The organism is Taklimakanibacter deserti (assembly GCA_003574785.1).
On sequence record QORU01000006.1, the window covers coordinates 133,186 to 156,082 of the forward strand.

A 22,897-nucleotide genomic window follows, 5' to 3' on the forward strand; every position below is an offset into this window, starting at 1 on the left:
CTTTAACTTGTAGCAAAGCTCAATGACGACTGAGGAAAGGTTCAGACGATGCTGGCCGACATGATTTTGAGAGGCTTGCGGGTAGCGGTGACCGGCGGCACGTCCGGTCTCGGCCTGGCGCTGGTGTGCCAGTTGCGGGCGAGCGGCGCCGATGTCGCCTTCATCGCCCGCACCGCTGCTGCCGTCGAGGCGGTGGCCGGCCAAACCGGCGCACTGGGCATCGTCGGCGATGTCGGCCGCAAGGATGATATCTATCCGATGGCGCTCCAGATCACCGGCAATCTCGGCGGGCTCGATGTCCTCATCAATAATGCCTCGAGTCTCGGGCCAGTGCCGCTTGCCTTCCTCGCCGATACCGAATGCGAGGAGCTGGAGCTCGCCCTCGCTGTCAATTTGATTGGACCTTTTCGGCTGACCAAAGCGCTGTTCGGCGCCCTTGCCGCCTCGGCCCGCGCCGGGCGGGGCGCGCTGATCGTCAATGTCACCAGCGACGCCGCGGTCAATGCCTATCCGCGCTGGGGCGCCTATGGCGCGAGCAAGGCGGCGCTCGGCCACCTCACGCGCGTCTGGGATGAAGAGGCGAAGGTGGTGGGCGTGCGCTTCCTCTCGATCGATCCCGGCGATATGGACACCCCTTTGCATGCCACTGCTATCCCTGATGCCGATCCTTCGACCCTCAGGCGTCCCTCTGACTCGGCCGCCGAAATCATCAGCGCAATCGTCGCCGGTTTGCCGGTGCGCCAATCTGCCGGAGCGCCGCGATGATGTCCGCCGACCAACGAGCGCCCCGCTCGGCAAGATTGCTTACGGTCGACGCCAGCGGCGCGCTCGCACATTTGCCCCGCAGCGAACTGGCTCTCATCTTGAGACCAGGCGATGTGGTCGTCGCCAATGACGCGGCGACCTTGCCGGCAAGCCTTCCCGGCGAACATGCCGCAAGCGGCGCTGCGATCGAAGTCCGTCTCGCCGGCTGGCTCAGCCTCGGCGACCCGACCCACTTCATCGCCGTCTGCTTCGGGCCAGGCGATTTTAGAATGCCTACCGAAGACAGGCCGCTGCCTCCGCCGCTCCGTCCGGGCGACCAGCTTTCGCTCGGCCCGCTTTGTGCGACGATCGAGTGTCTCCTCGGTCACCCGCGCCTCTGCCGCCTTCGCCTATCCGGCACCCGTCCTGCGATCCTCGCCGGACTCGCCGCTCATGGCAGGCCCATTCAGTATGCCCATGTTCCCGAGCCTTTGGCGCTGTGGGATGTGTGGACGAAAATCGCTACGGATCCCGTCGCTTTCGAGGCACCCTCGGCCGGCTTTGCCCTCGATTGGCGAATGCTCGCCGCGTGGCGATCGCGCGACATTCATTTTGCGACGCTGACCCACGCCGCCGGGATCTCCTCGACCGGAGATCCATTGCTCGACCTGAGGCTCCCCCTCGATGAGCCCTATCGCATTCCCAAGTCGACCGCGCTCACGATCAGTTGCGCCAGGGCGGCCGGGCGAAGAGTCATTGCCATCGGAACGAGCGTGGTCCGAGCGCTCGAATCCGCCGCCGATCGCGATGGCAGCGTTCGTGACGGCAGCGGCATGGCAAGTGGAAGAATCGGCGAAGGAACCGATTTGCGTGTCGTCGACGCTATTGTGACCGGCGTTCACCAGCCTGGCGACAGCCACTTCGAGCTACTACGCGCTTTCGTGAACGATTCATTGCTCCAGCAGATAGCCCGCGATCTCGCCACGCAGGGTTATCGTGGTCATGAGTTTGGCGATTCCCTCCTTGTTCATCGCAGCATGAACCACACTACGCTCAAGCGGCAGGTGCCGCAGGAGGCCAGCTGAAGACCGGTGAGGGCGAGGCAATTGCGGTTCTTGGCTTTGCCCAGATCGACGCTGCCAGCCGCTCATGGATGCGCGGCCGCTACAGCCGCCCAAGTTGTTGAGTCTGCCGCGCGCCTTCTCCACACGATCTACTTGATCCGTCGCAATCGCTCCGTCGGGAAAAGACGAAAAGGCGAGCGCCCTCCCCCAGATCTCATATGTGGTGCGCAATGGGCTTGCTTCAAGCCCCGGACCGTCCCGTAGAACCGAAGACCGAACCACAACCCAAGGAGTCATGAGATGCGTGTGCGGTTGTCGACCTGCGGGTCGCGCGCGGCCGAGCTGGTTGCGGAGATGAACGGAGTGTGGCGATGACCAGGCATGAGGTGGTCATCGCCGGCGGAGGTCCCACCGGGCTGACCTTGGCCGGCGAACTGGCATTGGCGGGCGTCGATGTTGCCATTGTCGAGCGGCGCGTCAGCCAGGACCTTGTCGGCGCGCGCTCGGGCGGTCTGCACGCACGCACGATCGAGATTTTCGATCAGCGCGGGATCGCCGACCGACTCCTCGAGGAGGGACAGGTTGCCCAGGTCGCGGGGTTCGCCGGAATCCGCCTGGACATCAGCGACTTCCCCACCCGGCACAATTATGGGCTGGCACTCTGGCAGAGCCACATCGAGCGCATACTCACCGGCTGGGTCGGCGAGCTGGCGGTGCCGATCCATCGGGGCCGTGAAGTGACAGGGTTCACGCAAGACGCCAGCGGCGTCGATGTAGCGCTGTCCGACGGCGGGTCGCTCCGGGCGGCGTATCTCGTCGGCTGCGACGGCGGACGCAGCCGCATCCGCAAAGCGGCCGAGATCGAGTTCCGTGGGTCGGATCCGACAACGAGCAACCTGATCGCCGAAGCCGCGTTGGCCGAGGAGCCCCCGGAATGGGGCATTCGCCGCGACGCCCTCGGCATCCATTCCCTCAGCAAGTCGGAGGATGGGCGGCGGGTACGCGTCCTGGCGACCGAGCAGCACGTGGGAGCCACGTCCGAACCTACCCTGCGCGATCTCCGCGAGGCGCTCATCGCCGTGTATGGGACCGACTACGGGATCCACAATCCCACCTCGATCTCCAGATTCACCGACATGACGCGGCAGGCCGTGGCCTACCGCAAGGGACGGATCCTGCTGGCGGGCGATGCCGCGCATGTGCATCCACCGGATGGTGGACAGGGCCTCCAGACCGGTGTGCAGGATGCGGTGAATCTGGGATGGAAGCTCGCCCAGGTGGTCAAGCGGACATCGCCGGAAAGCCTGTTGGACACCTACCATGCCGAGCGCCACCCGGTCGCTGCCCAAGTGCTGCGCAACACGATGGCAGCGATCGCGCTTCGCCGCGCCGACGACCGCACGCAAGCGCTGCGCGAGATCGTTTCCGACCTTCTGAGCATGGAGGAGCCGCGTATTCGGGTCGCCGCGATGCTTTCGGGACTGGACATCCGATACGACCTGGGCGAAGGCCATCCGCTCATCGGACGCCGCATGCCCGATCTGGACCTGGTCACCTCGAAAGGCCCATTGCGGACATTCACGCTGCTCCATGGTGCCCGGCCGGTGCTGCTCAACTTCGGTGCCGCCGGCCGCCTCGATATCACGCGATGGGCTGACCGGGTCCAACTCGTCGATGCCGAATATCAAGGCATGTGGGTGCTTCCGGTGATCGGCGCCGTCGCGGCTCCCGCTGCCGTCCTGATCCGGCCCGATGGATATGTGGCATGGGTCGGAGATGAAACCGGCCAAGGCCTCGCCGAGGCGCTGACCACCTGGTTCGGACCGCCGGCGCGGGCGTAATGCGCGGGTTTCCCCCCAGCACGGCTATGGCTTCGCGCGGTTGCTCCTCGTCCCGACCTGCGCCCAGTCGACTGCGCGGCGGATCAAGGCCGCTTGATCATTGCCATTGTCATTGTAAAAGCTGCCCGCCGGCGATGGCGATTCCGGCCTGGTGAAGGCGACGACCGTGGGATGCTGTGCGCCTGCCTGTCGCAAGACGGTTTCGAGGCGCCTGTCCAGATAGCTCCACAGGCCGGCGTTACCCGGTTCCTCCTGAACCCAGGCAAAGCGAGCGCCGCGACATGAATGGAATGCCTGCCTCAGTTCCGCGTCCGGGAATGGATATATCTGCTCGAGCCTGACAACCGCCACGTCGGCTAACCCACGAGCGGCCAGTTCTGCTTCAAGCTCGTAAGCGATCTTGCCGCTGCACAGCAGATAGGCCCGCGCCGATCGTACAGGCGACGCGATGACCGGTTGGAAGCGCGTGTCGCCTGCGAATTCCGTGATCGCAGATACGGCCGCAGGGAGCCTGAGCAGCGTCTTAGGACTGAGGATGATGAGAGGCACCGGCGCGTCAAAGGCTGCCTGCTCGCGCAGCAACCAGAAATAGTTCACAGGCGTCGAAGGCTGGGCAATCCGGATGTTACCCTCGGCCGCGACTTGAAGGATGCGTTCGGGCCGTGCAGAGGAGTGCTCCGGCCCTTGTCCTTCAAGCCCGTGCGGAAGCAGGATGACCAGGCCTGAACGCAACCCCCATTTGGCCTCGCCACTGGCGATGAACTGGTCGAGAACGATCTGCGCCCCATTGGCGAAATCACCAAATTGCGCTTCCCATATGACCAGCGTCTGCGAGTTCTCGACGCTATAACCATACTCGAAACCAAGGACCGCATATTCCGACAGCGGGCTATTGAAGAGATGAAATCGGCCAAGGCTGTCCGGCAGATTGGCCAGGGTGACGTGTCTGGCGCCAGATCTGATGTCGTGTATCGCAAAATGGCGATGCGAGAACGCGCCGCGCTCCACATCCTGACCGGTCAAACGTACATTTATGCCATCGAGGAGAAGCGAGCCGATCGCCAGGGCCTCGCCCAACGCCCAGTTTGCCCCGGTCCGCACTGCGTCAAGGCGCTGTTTGACAAGGCGATGAACCTTGGGATGCGGTTCCATATGTTCCGGGATCAAGGCGAGCTGTTCAAGAAGCCAAGTGATCCTGCCAATGTCAGTGCCGGATCGAGTTCCTGCCTTCTCCCTGCTGTCGGCCTGCAGGTCTTCGAGCTCATACCGGTCGGCCGCCTCATAGGCGTCGTGGAAGGCCGTCTTCGCATTCTCGCGGAGTGCCGCCACAGCATCCTGATCGATCACGCCATCGGCGATGAGTTGGCCCGCATAAATCGAGCTTACGTCAGGATGTCTGTCGATATGCTCATAGAGCCTGGGCTGTGTGAAGCGCGGCTCGTCAAGTTCATTGTGCCCATTGCGGCGATAGCCGACCAAGTCGATGACCGCGTCACGCTTCCAGGTCTGGCGCCAAGCGGTTGCCTTATCTGCGGCATCCAGGACGGCATCAACGTCGTCCGCACTGACATGAACGATCATGGCGTCGATCGCTTTCCAGGGACCGGTGCAATGCCGGGACGTCCGAGCCTCATGCTGGTCGGTCGTAAAGCCGATTTGATTATTGACGATGATATGGATCGTTCCCTCGGTCGTGAACCCGTCGACGCCGCTGAGCTGCACTGTTTCAGCAACGACGCCCTGGGCAACGACACTTGCATCCGTGTGGAGAATTATGCCGAGCACCGCCGACCGGTCGCCCGCGGCGTCCTGTGTGGCGCGCGTGCGGCCCAGGACCGTTGCATTGACGGCTTCGAGATGAGAGGGGTTGGGCATAAGGGTGACCCTGACGCTTGCATTCCCAAAGACAAGGTCGTTGCTTAAACCCAGATGATAAGGAACATCGGCCGTTTGCGAGCGCGGCGCGTCGGGCAGCGGATGCCTGCCTTTCAGGAGGGCGAACATCGCCGGCAAAGGCATGCCGAGCACGTTTGTCATGATGTTCAAACGGCCGCGATGCATCGAACCGATCACCACTTCCCTCACACCGGCCATTGCAGCTCGATGGAGAATACGATCAAGCAGCGGAAGGGCCGCTTCCACGCCCTCGGCGCCGAACCGCTTCTTTGTCGGATGCTTGATTGACAGGAAGCGCTCGAACTCTTCCGCTCTGATGAGCATCTCGAAGGCGCGCAGCCGGTTTTGCGGCTCAATTGTTTGACGGCCGCCTTCGAAAGCCTGTCGAACCCATTCGCGCAATCCGTAGTCGTCGATATGGGCCGACTCGACCGACAGGGTGCCGGTGTAGACCTGCTCAAGCGACCTTTCGACTTCGGCCAGGTTGATGGGTCCTGACCCCCGAAATCCGATCAGGTCCCGGGCGGTATTTCCGTTCGGGCTAAAATTCAAGGGGTTCGATGCCCGGGCAATGAGATGCGCGCGCTCCCGGATGAGGGCGGCCACAGAACTGTCCCGCTGCCGGCTTGCACCTGCTTCCTCGACGGCTCTGAACAGAACTTGCCAGCTCCAGTCGACGGAGCTCGGATCAGCACGAAACTGGCGCTCCAGGTTCTCGACATAGGCGGCGTCTACGCTGGAGAAAACACTGGTCATAAGTCAAAGGTCTGCTTGCCGGACTTTCGTTCGGAAGAAATAGCTTGACACCGTGGGCCAGGCCAGCCGTTATCAGCTATGCCTTTGCGGCATAGGTCATTCATGGAATTGCTCGAGCTTCGTTACTTTGTGACGGTTGCCGAAGCCGGGAGCTTCTCCCGGGCGACGGTCGAGCTCGGGACCACGCAGCCTGCCCTGAGCCGGCAAGTTCGCAAGCTCGAGAGCGAGCTCAAATGTGACCTGTTCTACCGTCATGGCCGCGGCGTCTCCCTCACCGCCGCCGGCAAGAAGCTGTTCGATACGGTAAAGCCGCTGCTCCAGCAGGTCGTGCAGATCAAAGACGAGATCATGGAGGAGAGCGACCATCCGTCAGGCGCAGTTGCTTTCGGTGTTCCGCCGTCGATCGGGGCGACGCTGGCTGCACCATTGTCGCGTCGGTTCTCCAGGGAATGCCCCGCAGTTCGTCTCCGCATCCGTGAGGCCTTCAGCAGTTCCTTGTCCGAGTGGGTCGAGATGGGCCGCCTCGATCTTGCTATACTGTACGACGCCCGTCGCGGACGTAACCTGAACGCCGAACCGCTGTTGAGAGAGCCGCTGTTCATGGTGGAGGCGTCGGATCGCCGCCGCGGCAGCGACGGACCGATCGAACTCGCGGAGCTTTCGAGGCGTCGCCTGATCTTGCCTGGACCCGAGAACGGTCTGCGGCGCGTCATCGACACGGCGATGGCCAATGCCGACCTGCCTCTTTCGGTGACCCTGGAAATCGACTCGGTCGCAGCTATCAAGCAATTATTGGAAATGGGCGACGATGCTACCGTATTGCCCTATGGCGCGGTGCATCGAGAGGTGCGCGAAGGCCGTTTGCGGGCGCGCAGGATCAATGCCGATGATGCCCAGGCCATGCTTGTGACGGCTACGCCTTTGCATCGGCCGGTAACGCGAGCGACCCGTGTGCTGCTGGACCTCGTTCGCTCTGAGATTCGCAAATCGATAAAAGCCGGCGTCCTTGTCGGCGCCATCACCGGCCTGGAGAGAATGCCCGTCGCCGCACCCATGCAGGCAACTGAAGTGCACGGCTCGCTGTCCATGCCGCGCAGGCATAGCTGATAGAGGCTCACCGCCGGATCTTTCGCCCTATCCTCCGCTATCTTCTATAGGCAACATCCAAGGATGAGCATCATGGAAGAGACATTGCTTGAGCGGTGTGGGCGCATCGGCACCAGCACCTGGTCCGACGCGCTGGACGATCTGGGGATCGATGGCGTCGTCCGCGGGATTCAACAACGCACCGGGCAAGGCCGCTTCGCTGCCTTCGCCGTCACTGCGCGAGGAGCCACCGGACCTTTTGGCACCTACACCATCGGGGATTTCGCCGTTGCGCAGATGCTCGGCGCGGTCGACGGCGGCGAAGTCCTCATGGTGGACATGGGCGGCGCGGAAGTGTCGACATTCGGCGGCATGGCGGCCCTTGCAGCCACGACACGCAGGCTCGCCGCCGTCGTGATCGATGGCGGCTGCCGAGACATCGAGGATATCCGCAGCACCGGTCTGTGGCTCGCAAGTCGGGCGGTAACGCCCACCAGCGGCAAGCGCCGCGTCAGGCTCCACTCGATTGGAGACCCGGCGATCGTGGGAGGGATTACGGTCCACTCCGGTGATGCCGTCATCGGCGACGCCACCGGCATTGTCGTGGTTCCAAGGGCAGCCATCCACGACGCATTGAGCAGAGCCGAAGCCCTGCACGCATTGGACGGCAAAATAGAAACGGCGATCAAGGACGGGAAGACCCTGGATGAGGCGGTGAAGCTCACCGGGTATGTCTGACGCTGATCCCTGATTGGAGGATCCAGGCCCGGGCGGCTCACTTGGCCAGGACTGCGAGCGGTTTCCCTTTGTCGACGATATAGGTGGCGAGTTCCGACCCTTTGCCGCTGCCAATGTTCTTCGCCCTGCGATTCACTCCCGCCGGGATGAACAGGACGTCGCCGGCATTGAGGGTCAGCGTGCCCCGGCCCTCGACCTGATACTCCCATTTGCCTTCGAGCACATAGATGATCTCTTCACCCGGATGCGAATGCAGAGGGAACGACACTCCTGGATCAAGATCGACACGCACCTGGATCATCTCGCGTCCCGGAACGCTGAGGTCGTGTCGCTGAAGCTCAGTGCGGGTAACTCCCTGCTGCTGTCCCGATGCCGAGGGCAGCGCCAAGCCGCTCACAGCGGCGATAATAGCTACCAGAATGATCCAAATCGCTTTCATATGGACCTCCCGCACCTGCGTTCGATTCAGATTCTCTCTGATCGAGTTCGAGACGCTCGGGGACCCGCCCTCTCCTGCCAGTCCTCGGTATTTGCCACCAGACGCCTTGGCGAGCCAATCCCAGCGCCTGATCCTAGGCGACTTGCCGGTCAAGCTCGTTGGCTAAATTTCTAACCAGCAGCCGGGCGTGCCGGACAGCCAAAGCGCGCTGCTCTTCCGGCGTGTGGGCGCTTTCGCCCCCCGGAAATGCCGACTCGACCTCAAAGGTCAGCTCGCCAACGTGAATACGGAAACTTGCCATCGCCCGCGCTCGCCATCTTTCCAGATCAGCTTGCTCGTCGTTATAGGTCACCCTCCTCACTAACCAATGCCCACCAATGTTAGACCGGCCCATCTGTCCGTTCAACGGCCGGATGGTTGATGGGTCCGTCCGTGCCGCATCGATACCAAGGTATCTACGATACCATTGGGTGATGGGTCACCGTCGCGGCGAGACCTATCTCAGCATCAGTTCGGCGCCCATAAACAGGCCGAGCATCCAAGGAGAACCATCATGACCGATGTAACGCCGCGGCTAACGCGCCGCACTCTGCTTGCAACTTCCACGGCTGCGGGCCTGGGAATGGCCGCATTCGGCGTATCGGGCACGGCCGCGGCCGGCGACCAGAGCACGATCCGTCCGTTCACCATCGATTTTTCGGATGCCGAGCTTTCCGATTTGCGATGGCGCATCAAGGCGACCAAGTGGCCCGAACAGGAAACGGTCAAGGATTCATCACAGGGCGTACAGCTCGCGACGATCAAGAAGCTCGCGCAGTATTGGGCGACGAATTACGACTGGCGGAAAATCGAGACGAAACTGAAGGCGCTTCCGCAGTTCGTGACCGAGATCGACGGGCTCGACATTCATTTCATTCACGTACGCTCGAAGCATGAAAATGCCCTGCCGGTCATCATCACCCATGGCTGGCCCGGATCGATCATCGAACAGATGAAGGTCATCGAACCGCTGACCAATCCGACCGCGCATGGCGGCAGTGCCGCCGATGCCTTCCACGTCGTGATCCCATCATTGCCGGGCCACGGCTTTTCCGGAAAACCTACGGCGCCAGGCTGGACTCCCGTCACCATCGCGCGAGCGTGGGCAACGCTAATGCAGCGTCTTGGCTACACGAAATATGTGGCTCAGGGCGGCGACTGGGGCAATGCCGTCTCGGAGGTGATGGCTTTGCAAGAGCCGCCGGGATTACTCGGCATCCATACCAATATGGCGGCCACGCTCCCCGCCCACATTTCAAAGGCACTCGCGTTCCACGAGGCGCCCCCTACCGATCTCACGGCGGAAGAGCGCAACGCCTGGGACCAGCTGGTCGACTTCTACCGGAAGGGGCTCGCCTACGCGCTCGAAATGTCCAACCGTCCGCAGACACTCTACGGCATCGCGGATTCGCCGGTCGGGCTTGCGGCGTGGATGATCGATCACGACATCCGCAGCTACAAGCTGATCGCCCGCGTCTTCGACGGAAACGCCGAGGGCCTGACGCCAGATGACATCCTCGACAATGTCACGCTCTACTGGTTGACGAACACGGCGGTCTCGTCGGCGCGTCTCTATTGGGACACCACGCAAGTCTCGAACGGGGCAGGCTTCTTCGATGCGAGAGGCGTCAAGATCCCAGTCGCGGTCAGCTCCTTTCCGGACGAGATCTATGCCGCGCCGCGCAGCTGGGCAGAGAAAGCCTATGCCAAGCTGATCCATTACAACAAGCTCCCCAAAGGCGGCCACTTCGCCGCCTGGGAGCAGCCTGAGCTCTTCACATCCGAGCTCCGGACGGCGTTCAAGACACTGCGCAAAGAAGTTTGAGGCAACATGGCGGGCCGGGCCCTGAACCCCGGCTCGCCCGCTATTTTTGTCGGCATCCATCCAGGAAAAGGCGTGTACAATCGCGTGCCCGCTTGACGATCTCGGCGTAATCCGGCGGCGGGCTGAGGCCCAGCATCATGGCGCGCTGCGGCTCCATGACCATCATGCCTCTCAGCATGCCGACGGCCGTCGCGGGATCATCGATGGCAATTTCCCCACGATCGCGTTGTCGCCTCAGCCATCTTTCCATGGTTTGCGTCGTGCGCTTGAGAGCCAATTCGGAGAAGGCGGTGGCGATCTCGGGAAAGCGATCGCATTCGGCCAGGACGAGGCGGAGGCTCGAGACCGTGTCCGGGTCGAAGGTCAAGGTGCCGAAGGTGGTCAGGATGTGCTCGAGCGCCTCATCCACCGGCAGTTCGTCGAGATGCTCTTCGTCCATCTCCAGGATAAAGCGGGAAATCCGCGCCGAGATGACGTCCCGGAACAAATCGGCCTTGGTCGGGATCAGGCGGTACATGGTCTTGGTCGAGACCCCGGCCCGCTCGGCCACGCGGCCCATGCTGGCGCCGGCATAGCCGCTGGCGTGAAATTCCTGGCGGGCCGCTTTGAGGATCAGCTGCCGTGTTTCGTCATCGGGCCGGATTTGCGGGCGCCCACGAGGACGTTTTGAGACTTTCGTATTATGGACCATGGTCATTTTCCAAATTCTATTGACAACCCGCTTGGCGCCGACTATTTAGGAAAATATCAGTTTTCCTAAAAAGAGCAAGCCGGATTTTCGGCTCTCTCAGCCCAGGAAAGGTTCGGGCCATGAGCAAACACGAAGCAGCTTTTACCGTGGAAAAGACCGTTCCGGCCGCCGAAGCGGTGCCCGGCATAAAGATGCCGGAGGAAGTCCCGCTGCCCGTTCCAGCGACAACGGCTGATGCGCCGAAGCCGAGCCTGAAGCGCTGGCTGCGCATAGCGCTCTTCGCCGGCGTCGCCGTCGCTGCCCTCGCGGGCGCAGCCGATTATGGCTGGAGCTATTGGACGGTGGGCCGCTTCCTGGTTTCGACCGACGATGCCTATGTCAAGGCCGACAGCACGACGATCGCGCCCAAGGTCTCGGGTTACATCGCGGCAGTGCTCGTCAATGACAACCAGCCGGTGAAGGCGGGAGATATCCTGGCCCGCATCGACGACCGCGATTTCAAGGTCGCCCTCGAGCAGGCCAAGGCCCAGATCGCGTCCGCCGAAGCCAATATCGCCAACAAGCAGGCGGCTCTCGTCGCGAAACAGGCCGAGATCGACGCGGCCCAGGCGACGATCGTGGTCGATCAGGCCAATGAGACCTTCGCCGAGCAGGAAAACCAGCGCTATGCCCAGCTTGCGAAGAAGGGCTTCGGCACGGTCCAGAACGCGCAGCAGGCCGCCTCGCGCCTGGATGCCGCCCGCGCGGCGGTCACGCGCGACACCGCGGTGCTCGCCAATGCCGAGAAGCAGCTCGATGTCAGCAGGGCCGAGGTCGCCCAGGCGCAGGCGGCGCTCGCCGCTGCCAAAGCGGTCGAGGACCAGGCCGAGCTGAACCTCTCCTACACGACCCTCGTTGCCCCCATCGACGGCCTGATCGGCAACCGCACCTTGCGCGTCGGTCAGTATGTCCAGGCGGGCACGCAGCTCATGGCGGTGGTGCCGACCCATGACGCCTACATCATTGCCAATTACAAGGAGACGCAGCTCACCGACGTCCATGCCGGACAGCCGGTGGAGGTCGAGGTCGACACTTTCGCCGGACAGGTCTTCAAGGGCCATGTCGACAGCCTCTCGCCGGCGAGCGGCCAGGAATTCGCGCTGCTGCCCCCGGACAACGCCACCGGAAACTTCACCAAGGTGGTGCAGCGCATCCCGGTGAAGATCGTGCTCGACCAGGGAAGCCCGCTTTCGGTCGTGCTCCGGCCCGGCATGTCGGTCTATCCGACCATCGATACGAAAGCCGCCGAGACGGCCCGGCTCGCCTCGGCGTCATCCGAAGCGATCAATTGAGGCGGTCACGAGCGGAAATCATGAGGAGAGGCTGCGATGTCAACCCAGACCAATATCGCCCGGCTCGGTACTTCTCCTCCCGCTCCCGCTGCGGCGGCTTCACCAGAGAAAGCCAGCACGGCCACCTGGATCGCGGTCCTTGCCGGCATGATCGGCGCCTTCATGGCGATCCTCAACATCCAGATCACCAACGCCTCGCTGCTCGACATCGAAGGCGGCATCGGCACCGGCGTCGACAACGGCGCCTGGATCTCGACCTCCTATCTCATCGGCGAGATCGTGGTGATACCCTTGACCGACTATCTGAGCCGCGTCTTCTCCTTCCGGCGCTACATGCTGGTGAACGTGGTTCTGTTCGCGCTGTTCTCGGCAGCCTGCGCCTTCGCCCATGACCTGAGCACGATGATCGCGCTGCGCGGTCTCCAGGGCTTCGCCGGCGGCGTGCTGATCCCCATGGCCTTCACCATGGTTCTGACCCGTCTGCCCAAGGCGCAGCAGCCCATCGGTCTCGCCATGTTCGCACTGTCCGTCACCTTCGCCCCAGCCATCGGGCCGACCATCGGCGGCTATCTGACCGAGAACTACGGCTGGCAGACCATCTTCTTCGTCAATGCGCCGCCGAGTCTTGCGATGTTCGCAGCACTCTATTTCACGCTCGAAAAGAAGCCGATGCAGCTGTCGCTGCTCAAGGAGGGCGACTGGGCCGGCATCGTTACCATGGCCATCGGACTCTCGGCGCTGCAGACCGTGCTCGAGGAAGGCAACAAGGACGATTGGTTCCAGTCGCCCTTCATCGTCAAGCTCGCTTTGACGGCCGCGGTGTTCCTCATCGCCTTCATCATCATCGAGCTCACCGTCAAGAAGCCGCTCGTCCAGCTGCGCCTTCTCAAGCAGCGCAATTTCGGCATCGGCATACTGGTCAACGTGCTGGTCGGCGTGGCGCTCTTCGGCACCGTCTATATCCTGCCGCAGTATCTGGGCCAGGTGCAGCGCTACAATGCCGAGCAGATCGGCCTCGTCCTCGCCTGGACCGGCCTGCCGCAGCTCCTCATCATTCCGCTCGTGCCGCTACTGATCAAGCGCTTCGACGTGCGCTATGTCGGCTTCGTCGGCATCAGCATCTTCGCGGCGAGCGCCTTCATGAACATCACCCTGTCGCTCGACAGCGCCGGCGACCAGTTCTTCATCCCCAATATCGCGCGCGCCATCGGCCAGGCCCTGGTCCTGACGCCGATCAGCGTGATCACGACGGCAGGCATCGCGCCGAGCGATGCGGGTGCGGCGTCAGGCCTTTCGAACATGCTGCGCAATCTGGGTGGCGCGGTCGGCACGGCGACGCTTGCGACGGTGCTCACCAAGCGCGAGCAGTTCCATTCGAACATCATCGGCCAGTCCGTCACGCTTTTCCGCGATGAAGTGCGCGACCGGATCGATCATCTGACGCAGTATTTCATGGCGCATGGGGTGACCGATGCGGCGCTCGCCCAGCACAAGGCGATCGGCGTGATCGGCGCCACCGTCCGTCGCCAGGCGCTCATCCAGGGTTTCAGCGACACATTCTTCGTGATCGGGATCGTTCTGGCGCTCGCGGCCATCGCTTTGCTCTTCACCCGCAAGATCAAGGTCAGTGGCGGTGGGGCGGGCGCTCACTGAGATGAAGCAACGGAGGTAAGGCAATGTATTCGTATCAGACGATATATTCGGATGCCGCACGGAAGTCGGTATCTCCTGCCCATGACGTGCCCATCGTGTTCATCATCGATGATGCCGCTGCCACACGTCAGTCCATCGAGGCACTGGTCCGATCTGCAGGCTGGCGGCCGGAAGCACTTTCGTCCGCCTATGAGTTCCTGGCTCACCCGCGGCCGGAAGGTCCAAGCTGTGTGATCCTCGATGTCGATCTGCGCGATCTTGGCGGGCTTGAGCTGCAAAAACTCGTCTCGGCTGAACGTCCAGATTTGCCGTTCATCTTCTTGACCGGCAACAGTGACCTCTCCACGAGCGTCAAGGCGATGAAGGCGGGCGCGGTCGATTTCCTGACAAAGCCCGCGAAGGCCGACGCCCTGTTGGGCGCCATCGACGAGGCGCTGGCGCGCAGCCGATCGGTCTTGGCACGCGATACCGAGGTTCGGAACTTGCGGGACCGCCACGCCTCTCTCAGCCGTCGCGAGCAGGAGGTGATGGCGCGAGTCGTCGCCGGCCTGCGCAACAAGCAGGTGGCCTTCGAGCTCGGCATCAGCGAGATCACGGTCAAGGCGCATCGCGGTCACGCCATGCGCAAGATGCTCGCGCGCTCGCTGCCTGACCTCGTGAACATGGCTTCACAGCTCGGCATCGCGCGTTCATGAGCGATGCCAGGGACATGATCATATGGAACTGTCGGTCGCCACGATCCTGGTCGCCTTTGCCGGCGTATTCCTGATCGGCTTCATGAGGGGCGCTTTCGGCGGCGGGTTCGCTATTATAGGGATTCCGCTGTTGTCGGTGGTCATGGACCCCGTAACTGCCGGCGGTCTCCTCGCCCCCTTGTTCATCGCCATGGATCTGTTCGCACTGCGCTACTGGAAGCCCTCGACATGGTCGCGACCGGACCTGGCGCTGCTCTTGCCGGGGCTCGTAATCGGGATCGGGCTCGGCTATCTGCTGTTCCGCGTTCTCGATCACCGCGTCATCGCGATCATGATGGCGGCGATCACCTTGGTCTTTGTCGGCCTGTGGTTTGTCGGGGGCGGCAAGGTGACGATCCGGTCGCGGTCATCGCCGAAGGCGGTCACCGCCGGTCTCGCCTCGGGAATCACCACCATGGTGGCGCATTCGGGCGGACCGCCGCTGGCGATGTATCTGCTGCCGCTCGGCCTCGGCAAGGAAATCTATGCCGGAACGACGAGCCTGTTCTTCACGGTCGGCAATGCGATCAAGGCCGTGCCCTGGCTGCTGCTGGTGAAACCGACCGTCGACGTCTGGATATTAATGGCGATTTGCCTGCTCGCCATTCCTGCTGGTGTCTGGCTCGGCTGGCGGCTGCACGGCAGGCTGGACCAAGGCCAGCTCTATCGGGCCTGCTACGGACTGCTGGTCGTGACGGCGCTGAAGCTGTTGTGGGATGGCGTTTCCGGCTATCTCGCGTAAGATCAAGGTGCCAAGCTTGAAAGCGACTCTAAACGATGGGAGCCCATCGCGTGGCCTTGACCTCCGCTGTGATCTAGGGAACAGGGGTCAGGATCGGAGCGCCCCTGTCCTTGATGAAGAAAACGACGAACCTCGCCGGCGCGGTTGTACTGGCATTGCGACCAACGACGTGCACGTCGTCGGGTCCTTCATAGAAGGTTTGACCGGGATTGAGGGTGACGGACTCCCCTCCCTTGACTTGCATGACTATCGTGCCTTCCAGGACATAGACAAATGCATGCGCGTCGTGGCGATGGATCGGGTCCACCGCTCCGGGGGGATATTCCACCGATAGCATCATCGCTTCCTTGCCTTCGAACCCGGTCAGATCGCGAGAGAGAAGCGAGGTCAACTTTGCTTCCGGGTTCTGCGCTGAAGCGACAGTAGTCAGGCCGAGTAGCGCGCTCGCCAGCAACAGGACACGATACCTGTGTTTTCCCTTCCTCGTGAGTCCGGCAACGATCGCGCTTGCATAGGCAGGTTTCATCTGAAGTCCCTCCTGTTCCTCTTGCACAACTCACATTGACGAAACGTCACGAGTGCCGCCGAGCGCCTCGTCCATGAGGCGGCGGATGGTGCGCGCGCAGCGGCCGCATCTGGCGCTGCAGCCGAGACAGCCATAGACCTGGCTGGTCGAGCGCGTCCGCTCCGCCTCTACGGTGGAGCGGACATCCTGATCGCTCAATACATTGCACGAACAGATGATCATGGCGCGAACCCCACTAGCGGTTCAGTACTCCCAGGGACCCGGTACGCATCGAAAGACGTCGCCGTCGACCGCCACATGGCAGACGGACGGGAATGACAGGTGAGTGGCCACCAGCGACTCGCGGTTCGCCGCCAGTTCCCGCAAGAGACGCACCCGGACGCGCGCCGCCTCTTCGGGATCGTGCTCGAAGCCGTTGTACCAGTCGGGGTGCTCGAACCCGACCTGGAACACGGCGTCGCCGGCGAAGGTCAGCCGGTCGCCGCCGGACGCCAGGCGGACCACGCTATGCCCAGGGGTGTGGCCGCCGGTGCGTTGGACGACCACCCCTGGCGCCACCTCGTACTCGTTCTCGAACGTCCGCAACTGGCTGTGGTACTCTTTCAAGAACCGCTTGCCCGTCCGCCGAAGCGCGTCCGGGAATCCCGGCGGCATGGAGACGCGGGAGAAATCGGGCGACTCCCAGAACTCGGCCTCGGCGGCCGCCACGTGGATCCGCAGGTCCGGACGCAGCTGTTCTTTCACCCCGTCGGCGAGCAGCCCGCCAACATGGTCCATGTGCATGTGGGTGAGCACCACGTCGGTCACCGATGCGGGATCGATGCCGGCGCCCTCCAGTCGCTCAGCCAGCTTCCCGGCCCGCGGCAAGTCCGGGAATTCGCCCCCTATCCCGGCGTCGATCAGTATGGTCCGGCCGCCGCTCTTCACCACGACCGCATTCAGCGCCCATTCGAGCACGTCCGGCGGCAGGAACATGTCCTCGAGCCAGGCCGACCGCACGGCCGGATCGACATTGTGGCCCAACATCGCGCCTGGCAGCGATAGCACGCCATCGCTGACCACCATTACGTCAATCTGGCCAACCCGGTGCACATAGCGCGACGGAACCAACTCGTGATCCGGTCTACCGTGGATGTACCTCGCATTCACCGTGTCGGCGCAGTGCTGGCACGAGGGGTGTGGGGTGTTGTCGAAGCTGGTGCTTGTCTGTTGGTGACCAATCGTGCGGGATTTTGTTTCTGCCTGCGTCATGATGCGCTCCTGTTTTGCGTGACCGAAACCTGTCGGTCATTGAGCCTCGTCGCGGACTCTATGTTGGAAGCGTGCTGACGGTCGATCGGGGTCAAGGGAGAGGGAAGACTACACCTGAGAACAGGGCAACCTGTGCTTCTCAGCGGATCGCAACGGTCTGCGGAATCAAGTGCAGCATCGATCCGTGCGGTTCGAGGCGCCACCGGATGACGCTCCGTCATATCGGGTGAGTTGCTTGCCTTGCGTCCCGGGCATCATTCTTTTGGCATATTGAGAGTGGTTAATGGCGAGCGCGCAGAGCGTGATCTTCGCATCGCAGTCCTCGGCTCGAAGGGAACCAAGCATTTGCACAGAATCGCACTTCAACGATCCTGCGAAACCATTCTATCGGCAGTCTGCCCATGAGCGAGCGTCGGCGAGTTCGCGCGCATCGTTCCGCATTGCCGGATACAGAAGCGAATGGAGGTACTTTTGTCGCTCGGGCCACGCGTTCCCGGCGAATACTGATCGTCGATCTGAATAACTTCGCCTCCTTTCCCACCCTTGCCATAGGGCTTCTTACAGCGTCGCTGCGCAATCACGGCCATGAGGTGCAGGTGCTCTGCCCGCTTGCCTATGACGTTCCGGCCGTCGAACGCGAGCGCCAGGAAAACGTGCTGGATCATCTCAAGCGGCGGCTTCATCTTTCGACGCTGCCCGTCGCCCGCGCCCCGCGAAATCTTGCGCGCACGGCGCGAAGCTGGTGGCTGGAGCGCCCCCATTCGCGCGTCCTGCGCGAAGTCGCAAATGCGGTCGATCGGGGTCCCGATATCGTTCTGCTCTCCGCCTATCTGCAGCACTTCAATACCGTGCGTGAAATCGGGCGACTTGCTGAGGCGCGCAAAGTCCCGGTTGTGATCGGCGGGCCCATGTTCAATGTCGAGGGCGTGGCCCATGCGTGGCGGAGCTTGCCCGGCATCAGTTGCGTTGCCGGCGCGGAGATGGATCATGACGTGGCCGGACTGATCGAGGCGATATGCACCGGCGAGCCGCTATCGAGGTTTTCCGGGCTTACGTTTCCGGACGGCACGCAGACCGGACCGGCACGCCCGCTGCGCAATCTCGATCAGGTGCCGATGGCGGATTTTTCCGACTTCCCGTGGGACAGGTATCCCGTCCGCATCGTTCCGATGATGACAGGCCGCGGCTGCCAGTGGGACAAATGCATGTTCTGCAGCGATGTCGTCTCGGCCAGCGGCCGTACGTTTCGAACGCGCTCGGTGACGAATGTCCTTCTTGAAATGCAGGAGCAGGCGCGCCGCAACGAGACCACCAACTTCCTGTTCCTCGATCTGAAGCTCAATTCCTATCCCGATATGCTGCGCGGCATAGCCGCTCAGCTGCAGGACTATGTGCAGGGCGCGGAATGGATCGGCACGGTGCATGTCGACCTGCGCTCCGACAATGGCCTGTCGAAAGCCGACCTCAGGGCAGCGGTCGCCGGCGGAATGCGACGGATCAGCTTCGGCCTGGAGAGCGGGAGCCAGAGACTGCTCGACCTGATGCGCAAGGGCACATCGGTCGAGGCCAATTCCGAATTCATCCGCAACGCCTTCGAAGCCGGGCTCAGCATCCGCTGCACCATGTTCAAGGGATATCCGGGCGAGGCCGCCGAGGACATGGCAAGAACCGCAGAGTTTCTGGAACGGCACACACCGTTCCTAGACCGTGTCCGGTTCAACGAATTCTCGCTGATGGAGAACACGCCGATCTACGACGCGATGATCGCGCAGGCGGGAAGCCCTTCGTTCGCGATAGGCAGGCGTAACCACAGACGGGCGCTTGCCGATTACTTCAACCGGGAAGGCCGCGAGCGGGCATACCGCCGCGCCAAGGCGCGGGCGCTCAAGGCGGTCTTCGAAATCAACCGCCGGCCGGTGCGCACCTCAGCGCGTCAATTCGACGGATTGATGTAGCGCGATGGGGAAGCTCGCGAGGCGCCTCGCCTCTCAAGGCGTGAACTATGCCGGACAAGCAAGTCCGCTCCTGCGGCGGTTGCGCAAGATTTCAGCGCTCGAGCGGCGCGAGGAAGCGCGCGCGTTTCTGGAGCTGTTCGCCCGCGAAACCGGCATGTCGCGTCCGGCCTTCGAAAAGCGGTGGTCCGAGATCGGCCGGGCGCTCAGGCGTCGGAACTTCTACGAACACACGCAAGACGAACTGGCCTTCGGCGCCCGTGTCGCTTGGCGCAATCATGGACGGTGCATCGGGCGTCTGTTCTGGGAAAGCCTTGAAGTGTTCGACTGTCGCAAGACGACCGAGCCGGACGCCATTGCCGATCGGATGGTCCGGCACATGCGCGATGCGCTGGGCGACGGGCGCATCCGCTCGATGATCTCGGTCTTTGCCCCGGTCGAGGACACGGTGCTGCCCGCCTATATCGAAAGCAGACAGATCACGGAATATGCCGGCTATACGCTCGATGACGGCAGCCTTCTGGGCGATCGCCAGAATGTCGAAGCGACCCGGATCGCCCAGAGCCTCGGCTGGCGGGCCCCGGAGCCCCGGGGACGGTTCGATGTCCTTCCCGTCATCATCCGCGATCGCAGTGACCGCCGTGTGCTCTTTTCGCTGCCGCCTTCGGCCTATCGGGAGATCGACATCCGGCACCCGGCCGAGGCGGGTTTCGCCGATCTCGGCCTGAAGTGGTACGCCGTGCCATGCATCAGCGGGATGATCCTGACCATCGGCGGCATCGATTATCCCTGCGCGCCCTTCAATGGATTTTACATGTGCACGGAGATCGCGTCGCGCGATCTTGCCGATCGCAAGCGCTACGACCTGCTGCCCGACATTGCTCGCGCCCTCGGCCAGAGGCCCGAGACAGCCAAAACTCCTCTATGGCGCGATACCGCTCTGACCGAGCTGAACCGCGCCGTGCTCCATTCCTTCAGACAGGCCGGTGTCACCATCGTCGATCACCACGCCGCCAGCGACCAGTTCATGGAATTCCATCGGCGCGAGCAGGCCGAGGGACGTCGCGTCGCCGCCGACTGGCGCTGGGTCGTGCCGCCGCAGGCCTCCGGCGCCTGCGAGGTTTTTCATCTTCGCATGACGAATTTCCATCCCGTGCCGAATTACTATTCCGCGGAAACGAGCGACGGCCGCAGGCTCATGCCTTTTTACGGCGATCGCCACCGCTCGCGCGCCGAGCAGGCGTTCGATCGGCTGCGCCGGCGCTGGAAGCTGTGGAAACGGACGGCCTGGTGAGGCGTCTTACAAATGGAAAGGGCGCGGGAAACCCGCGCCCTTTCCACTCAATTCTCGAAAGCCTTACTCGTTGCTCGCTTCCGCCGGCGGGTGCTCTTCCGCCTGCTTCTTCGACAAATCTTCGCCCGTCTGCTGGTCGACCTGCTTCATCGACAGGCGCACCTTGCCGCGATTGTCGAAGCCCAAGAGCTTTACCTTGACCATGTCGCCTTCATTGACGACGTCGGAGACCTTGGCGACGCGGCGCGGCGCCAGCTCCGACACATGGACAAGACCGTCCTTGGCGCCGAAGAAATTCACGAAGGCACCGAAATCGACGACCTTGACGACCTTGCCGTCATAGATCTCGCCGACTTCCGGCTCCGACACGATCGACTTGATCCACTTCATTGCCGCTTCGATGGCGGTCCCCGAGGAAGAAGCGACCTTGACCGTGCCGTCATCGGAAATGTCGATCTTGGCGCCGGTCTTCTCGACGATCTCGCGGATCACCTTGCCGCCGGTGCCGATCACTTCACGGATCTTGTCGGTCGGGATGGTGATGACCTCGATGCGCGGCGCATGCTCGCCAAGACCCGGACGCGCTTTCTCGAGCGCCTCCGCCATCTTGCCGAGGATGTGCATGCGGCCGTCCTTGGCCTGCCACAGCGCCGTCTTCATGATGTCTTCGGTGATGCCGGTGATCTTGATGTCCATCTGCAGCGAGGTCACGCCATTGGCGGTGCCCGCCACCTTGAAGTCCATGTCGCCGAGATGGTCCTCATCGCCCAGGATGTCGGAGAGCACCGCGAAGCGCTCACCTTCCTTGATGAGACCCATGGCGATGCCGGCCACGGGGGCTCTCAGCGGAACGCCGGCATCCATCAGCGCCAGCGAGGCGCCGCAGACCGAGGCCATGGAGGACGAGCCGTTCGACTCGGTGATCTCCGAGACGACGCGGATCGTATAGGGGAACTGATCGGCGGGCGGCAGCATCGGATGGATGGCGCGCCAGGCGAGCTTGCCGTGGCCGATCTCGCGCCGGCCGGCGCCGCCGAGGCGGCCCGTTTCGCCGACCGAGAAGGGCGGGAAGTTGTAATGCAGCATGAAGGTTTCTTTGTAGGTGCCTTCAAGCGAGTCGATATATTGCTCGTCCTCGCCGGTGCCGAGCGTGGTGACGACCAGCGCCTGGGTCTCGCCGCGGGTGAACAGCGCCGAGCCGTGCGTGCGCGGCAGGACCGAGGCCTCGGCCACGATCGGCCGCACGGTGACGAGATCGCGTCCGTCGATGCGGTGGCCGGTATCGAGGATGCTGTTGCGGACGACGTCCTTCTCGAGATGCTTGAAGGCCTCGCCCACCTTGTTGGCGGCGGGCGCATCTTCCTTGCCCTCGACGACGAGGGCCGCCAGCACCTTGTCCTTCGCCTTGGCAACGGCTTCCTGGCGGTCTTCCTTCTTGGCGATGGCATAGGCCTGGCGCACGTCCGCTTCGGCGATGTCCTTCACCGAGTTGAACAGCGTCTCTTCGTCCGGCGGCGTGAAGTCGCGAGGGCTGCGCGCCGAACGCTCGGCGAGGCGGATGATCGCCTCGAGCACCGGCTGGAAATGCTGATGGCCGAACATGACCGCGCCCAGCATCTTCTCCTCGGTGAGCTCCTTCGCTTCCGACTCGACCATCAGCACCGCATCCTGGGTGCCGGCGACGACGAGGTCGAGCTCGGAGGTCTTCATCTGCTCGATCGTCGGGTTGAGGACATATTCGCCATTGACGACGCCGACGCGCGCCGCGCCGATCGGGCCCATGAAGGGGATGCCGGAAAGCGTCAAGGCCGCCGAGGAGGCGACCAAGGCGACGATGTCGGAATCGTTTTCGAGATCGTAGGAGAGGACCGTCGCGATGACTTGCGTCTCATTGCGGAAACCCTCGACGAAGAGCGGGCGGATCGGCCGGTCGATGAGGCGGGAGATCAGCGTCTCGCGCTCGGTGGGACGGCCTTCGCGCTTGAAATAACCGCCGGGAATCTTGCCGGCGGCGTAGGTCTTTTCCTGGTAATTGACGGTTAAGGGGAAGAAATCGATCCCGGGCTTCTCGGTGCGCGCGGCGACGGCGGTGGCGAGAACGGTGGTTTCACCGTAGGTGGCGACGACGGCGCCGTCGGCTTGCCTCGCCATGCGGCCGGTCTCGAGTCTGAGCTTCTTGCCGCCCCATTCGATTTCTTCAACATCGATCGTAAACATGTGATTTTCCTGATTGCCCTTCGCCGCCGCTTGATTTGCGTTCACCTACATCGTGGACGGCATCCCCTATGGGCCTCT

Annotated in this window: 20 protein-coding genes and 1 pseudogene; 12 read left to right on the top strand and 9 right to left on the bottom strand. The window is 62.8% G+C overall.

The features are described 5' to 3' along the window. Window positions 1–48 precede the first annotated feature (48 nt). The 3 genes from DS839_RS13990 to DS839_RS14000 all read left to right on the top strand — a co-directional run bounded on the left by DS839_RS13990 (window position 49) and on the right by DS839_RS14000 (window position 3,649). Window positions 49–765: an SDR family NAD(P)-dependent oxidoreductase gene (locus DS839_RS13990; protein ID WP_119270966.1), complete on the top strand. Its 717-nt coding sequence runs from the start codon at window positions 49–51 to the stop codon at window positions 763–765. Then, entirely contained in the window at window positions 762–1,829 is a 1,068-nt protein-coding gene (locus DS839_RS13995; protein WP_119270967.1) for an S-adenosylmethionine:tRNA ribosyltransferase-isomerase, read from the top strand. The genes DS839_RS13990 and DS839_RS13995 overlap by 4 nt, the downstream gene beginning before the upstream one ends. Window positions 1,830–2,179: 350 nt before the next feature. After that, window positions 2,180–3,649 carry an FAD-dependent monooxygenase gene (locus tag DS839_RS14000; protein WP_119270968.1) on the top strand — a complete coding sequence of 490 codons (1,470 nt, stop codon included), beginning with the start codon at window positions 2,180–2,182 and terminating at the stop codon, window positions 3,647–3,649. 24 nt (window positions 3,650–3,673) lie between these two features. On the opposite strand, the gene DS839_RS14005 is transcribed toward DS839_RS14000, so the two are convergent. Further along, on the bottom strand, window positions 3,674–6,301 hold the full coding sequence (locus tag DS839_RS14005; protein ID WP_119270969.1) for a 2-oxoglutarate dehydrogenase E1 component: 2,628 nt from the start codon (window positions 6,299–6,301) through the stop codon (window positions 3,674–3,676). Window positions 6,302–6,403: 102 nt separating this feature from the next. Here DS839_RS14005 and DS839_RS14010 point away from each other — a divergent pair, with 102 nt between their 5' ends. Both DS839_RS14010 and DS839_RS14015 read left to right on the top strand, forming a co-directional pair. Next, complete coding sequence (locus DS839_RS14010) at window positions 6,404–7,408, top strand: LysR family transcriptional regulator (RefSeq protein ID WP_119270970.1); 1,005 nt, start codon at window positions 6,404–6,406, stop codon at window positions 7,406–7,408. A gap of 72 nt (window positions 7,409–7,480) precedes the next feature. After that, window positions 7,481–8,125, top strand: a complete 645-nt coding sequence (locus DS839_RS14015; RefSeq protein WP_368911627.1) for an RraA family protein — start codon at window positions 7,481–7,483, stop codon at window positions 8,123–8,125. A 37-nt stretch (window positions 8,126–8,162) separates the two neighbouring features. Here DS839_RS14015 and DS839_RS14020 read toward each other — a convergent pair whose 3' ends face one another. Together DS839_RS14020 and DS839_RS14025 are read right to left on the bottom strand one after the other, a co-directional pair. Further along, on the bottom strand, window positions 8,163–8,564 hold the full coding sequence (locus DS839_RS14020) for a cupin domain-containing protein (protein ID WP_119270972.1): 402 nt from the start codon (window positions 8,562–8,564) through the stop codon (window positions 8,163–8,165). A gap of 133 nt (window positions 8,565–8,697) precedes the next feature. Continuing rightward, window positions 8,698–8,916, bottom strand: a complete 219-nt coding sequence (locus DS839_RS14025; protein WP_162918517.1) for a hypothetical protein — start codon at window positions 8,914–8,916, stop codon at window positions 8,698–8,700. 201 nt (window positions 8,917–9,117) lie between these two features. On the opposite strand from DS839_RS14025, the gene DS839_RS14030 reads away from it, so the two are divergent. After that, window positions 9,118–10,428, top strand: a complete 1,311-nt coding sequence (locus DS839_RS14030; protein ID WP_119270974.1) for an epoxide hydrolase family protein — start codon at window positions 9,118–9,120, stop codon at window positions 10,426–10,428. A gap of 40 nt (window positions 10,429–10,468) precedes the next feature. Here DS839_RS14030 and DS839_RS14035 read toward each other — a convergent pair whose 3' ends face one another. Continuing rightward, the gene (locus tag DS839_RS14035; protein WP_119270975.1) at window positions 10,469–11,119 is read right to left on the bottom strand and encodes a TetR/AcrR family transcriptional regulator; all 651 of its coding nucleotides are present in this window, start codon (window positions 11,117–11,119) and stop codon (window positions 10,469–10,471) included. A 119-nt stretch (window positions 11,120–11,238) separates the two neighbouring features. On the opposite strand from DS839_RS14035, the gene DS839_RS14040 reads away from it, so the two are divergent. The 4 genes from DS839_RS14040 to DS839_RS14055 all read left to right on the top strand — a co-directional run bounded on the left by DS839_RS14040 (window position 11,239) and on the right by DS839_RS14055 (window position 15,579). Continuing rightward, window positions 11,239–12,450, top strand: a complete 1,212-nt coding sequence (locus tag DS839_RS14040; RefSeq protein ID WP_119270976.1) for an HlyD family secretion protein — start codon at window positions 11,239–11,241, stop codon at window positions 12,448–12,450. A gap of 36 nt (window positions 12,451–12,486) precedes the next feature. Continuing rightward, window positions 12,487–14,103, top strand: a complete 1,617-nt coding sequence (locus DS839_RS14045) for a DHA2 family efflux MFS transporter permease subunit (RefSeq protein ID WP_119270977.1) — start codon at window positions 12,487–12,489, stop codon at window positions 14,101–14,103. Window positions 14,104–14,198: 95 nt separating this feature from the next. After that, window positions 14,199–14,798: a response regulator transcription factor gene (locus DS839_RS14050; RefSeq protein WP_368911629.1), complete on the top strand. Its 600-nt coding sequence runs from the start codon at window positions 14,199–14,201 to the stop codon at window positions 14,796–14,798. Between the two features lie 22 nt (window positions 14,799–14,820). Continuing rightward, window positions 14,821–15,579 carry a sulfite exporter TauE/SafE family protein gene (locus tag DS839_RS14055; protein WP_119270979.1) on the top strand — a complete coding sequence of 253 codons (759 nt, stop codon included), beginning with the start codon at window positions 14,821–14,823 and terminating at the stop codon, window positions 15,577–15,579. Between the two features lie 73 nt (window positions 15,580–15,652). On the opposite strand, the gene DS839_RS14060 is transcribed toward DS839_RS14055, so the two are convergent. From DS839_RS14060 to DS839_RS36455, 4 genes and pseudogenes are all read right to left on the bottom strand, one after another. Then, window positions 15,653–16,105 (bottom strand): cupin domain-containing protein, encoded by a 453-nt coding sequence (locus tag DS839_RS14060; protein ID WP_119270980.1) that lies wholly within the window; start codon window positions 16,103–16,105, stop codon window positions 15,653–15,655. Window positions 16,106–16,162: 57 nt separating this feature from the next. Beyond that, window positions 16,163–16,327, bottom strand: a pseudogene (locus DS839_RS14065) ((2Fe-2S)-binding protein); the annotation flags it as partial. Between the two features lie 21 nt (window positions 16,328–16,348). Beyond that, window positions 16,349–17,356 carry an MBL fold metallo-hydrolase gene (locus DS839_RS14070; RefSeq protein WP_119270982.1) on the bottom strand — a complete coding sequence of 336 codons (1,008 nt, stop codon included), beginning with the start codon at window positions 17,354–17,356 and terminating at the stop codon, window positions 16,349–16,351. A 362-nt stretch (window positions 17,357–17,718) separates the two neighbouring features. Then, window positions 17,719–18,345, bottom strand: a complete 627-nt coding sequence (locus tag DS839_RS36455; protein WP_162918518.1) for a hypothetical protein — start codon at window positions 18,343–18,345, stop codon at window positions 17,719–17,721. A 3-nt stretch (window positions 18,346–18,348) separates the two neighbouring features. Between DS839_RS36455 and DS839_RS36460 the strand changes: the two genes are divergently transcribed. Next, window positions 18,349–19,311: a B12-binding domain-containing radical SAM protein gene (locus DS839_RS36460; protein ID WP_162918519.1), complete on the top strand. Its 963-nt coding sequence runs from the start codon at window positions 18,349–18,351 to the stop codon at window positions 19,309–19,311. Between the two features lie 4 nt (window positions 19,312–19,315). Further along, window positions 19,316–20,602, top strand: coding sequence for a nitric oxide synthase oxygenase (locus tag DS839_RS14080; protein WP_119270984.1), 1,287 nt, complete (start codon window positions 19,316–19,318; stop codon window positions 20,600–20,602). Between the two features lie 63 nt (window positions 20,603–20,665). On the opposite strand, the gene pnp is transcribed toward DS839_RS14080, so the two are convergent. Next, complete coding sequence (gene pnp, locus DS839_RS14085; RefSeq protein ID WP_119270985.1) at window positions 20,666–22,819, bottom strand: polyribonucleotide nucleotidyltransferase; 2,154 nt, start codon at window positions 22,817–22,819, stop codon at window positions 20,666–20,668. Between the last annotated feature and the right edge of the window lie 78 nt (window positions 22,820–22,897).

Bases quoted from the DNA above. Each gene is read 5' to 3' on its own strand.
- DS839_RS13990 (WP_119270966.1), top strand. From the start codon at position 49: ATGCTGGCCGACATGATTTTGAGAGGCTTGCGGGTAGCGGTGACCGGC.
- DS839_RS13995 (WP_119270967.1), top strand. From the start codon at position 762: ATGATGTCCGCCGACCAACGAGCGCCCCGCTCGGCAAGATTGCTTACG.
- DS839_RS14000 (WP_119270968.1), top strand. From the start codon at position 2,180: ATGACCAGGCATGAGGTGGTCATCGCCGGCGGAGGTCCCACCGGGCTG.
- DS839_RS14005 (WP_119270969.1), bottom strand. From the start codon at position 6,301: ATGACCAGTGTTTTCTCCAGCGTAGACGCCGCCTATGTCGAGAACCTG.
- DS839_RS14010 (WP_119270970.1), top strand. From the start codon at position 6,404: ATGGAATTGCTCGAGCTTCGTTACTTTGTGACGGTTGCCGAAGCCGGG.
- DS839_RS14015 (WP_368911627.1), top strand. From the start codon at position 7,481: ATGGAAGAGACATTGCTTGAGCGGTGTGGGCGCATCGGCACCAGCACC.
- DS839_RS14020 (WP_119270972.1), bottom strand. From the start codon at position 8,564: ATGAAAGCGATTTGGATCATTCTGGTAGCTATTATCGCCGCTGTGAGC.
- DS839_RS14030 (WP_119270974.1), top strand. From the start codon at position 9,118: ATGACCGATGTAACGCCGCGGCTAACGCGCCGCACTCTGCTTGCAACT.
- DS839_RS14035 (WP_119270975.1), bottom strand. From the start codon at position 11,119: ATGGTCCATAATACGAAAGTCTCAAAACGTCCTCGTGGGCGCCCGCAA.
- DS839_RS14040 (WP_119270976.1), top strand. From the start codon at position 11,239: ATGAGCAAACACGAAGCAGCTTTTACCGTGGAAAAGACCGTTCCGGCC.
- DS839_RS14045 (WP_119270977.1), top strand. From the start codon at position 12,487: ATGTCAACCCAGACCAATATCGCCCGGCTCGGTACTTCTCCTCCCGCT.
- DS839_RS14055 (WP_119270979.1), top strand. From the start codon at position 14,821: ATGGAACTGTCGGTCGCCACGATCCTGGTCGCCTTTGCCGGCGTATTC.
- DS839_RS14060 (WP_119270980.1), bottom strand. From the start codon at position 16,105: ATGAAACCTGCCTATGCAAGCGCGATCGTTGCCGGACTCACGAGGAAG.
- DS839_RS14070 (WP_119270982.1), bottom strand. From the start codon at position 17,356: ATGACGCAGGCAGAAACAAAATCCCGCACGATTGGTCACCAACAGACA.
- DS839_RS36455 (WP_162918518.1), bottom strand. From the start codon at position 18,345: ATGATCCATCTCCGCGCCGGCAACGCAACTGATGCCGGGCAAGCTCCG.
- DS839_RS14080 (WP_119270984.1), top strand. From the start codon at position 19,316: ATGGGGAAGCTCGCGAGGCGCCTCGCCTCTCAAGGCGTGAACTATGCC.
- pnp (WP_119270985.1), bottom strand. From the start codon at position 22,819: ATGTTTACGATCGATGTTGAAGAAATCGAATGGGGCGGCAAGAAGCTC.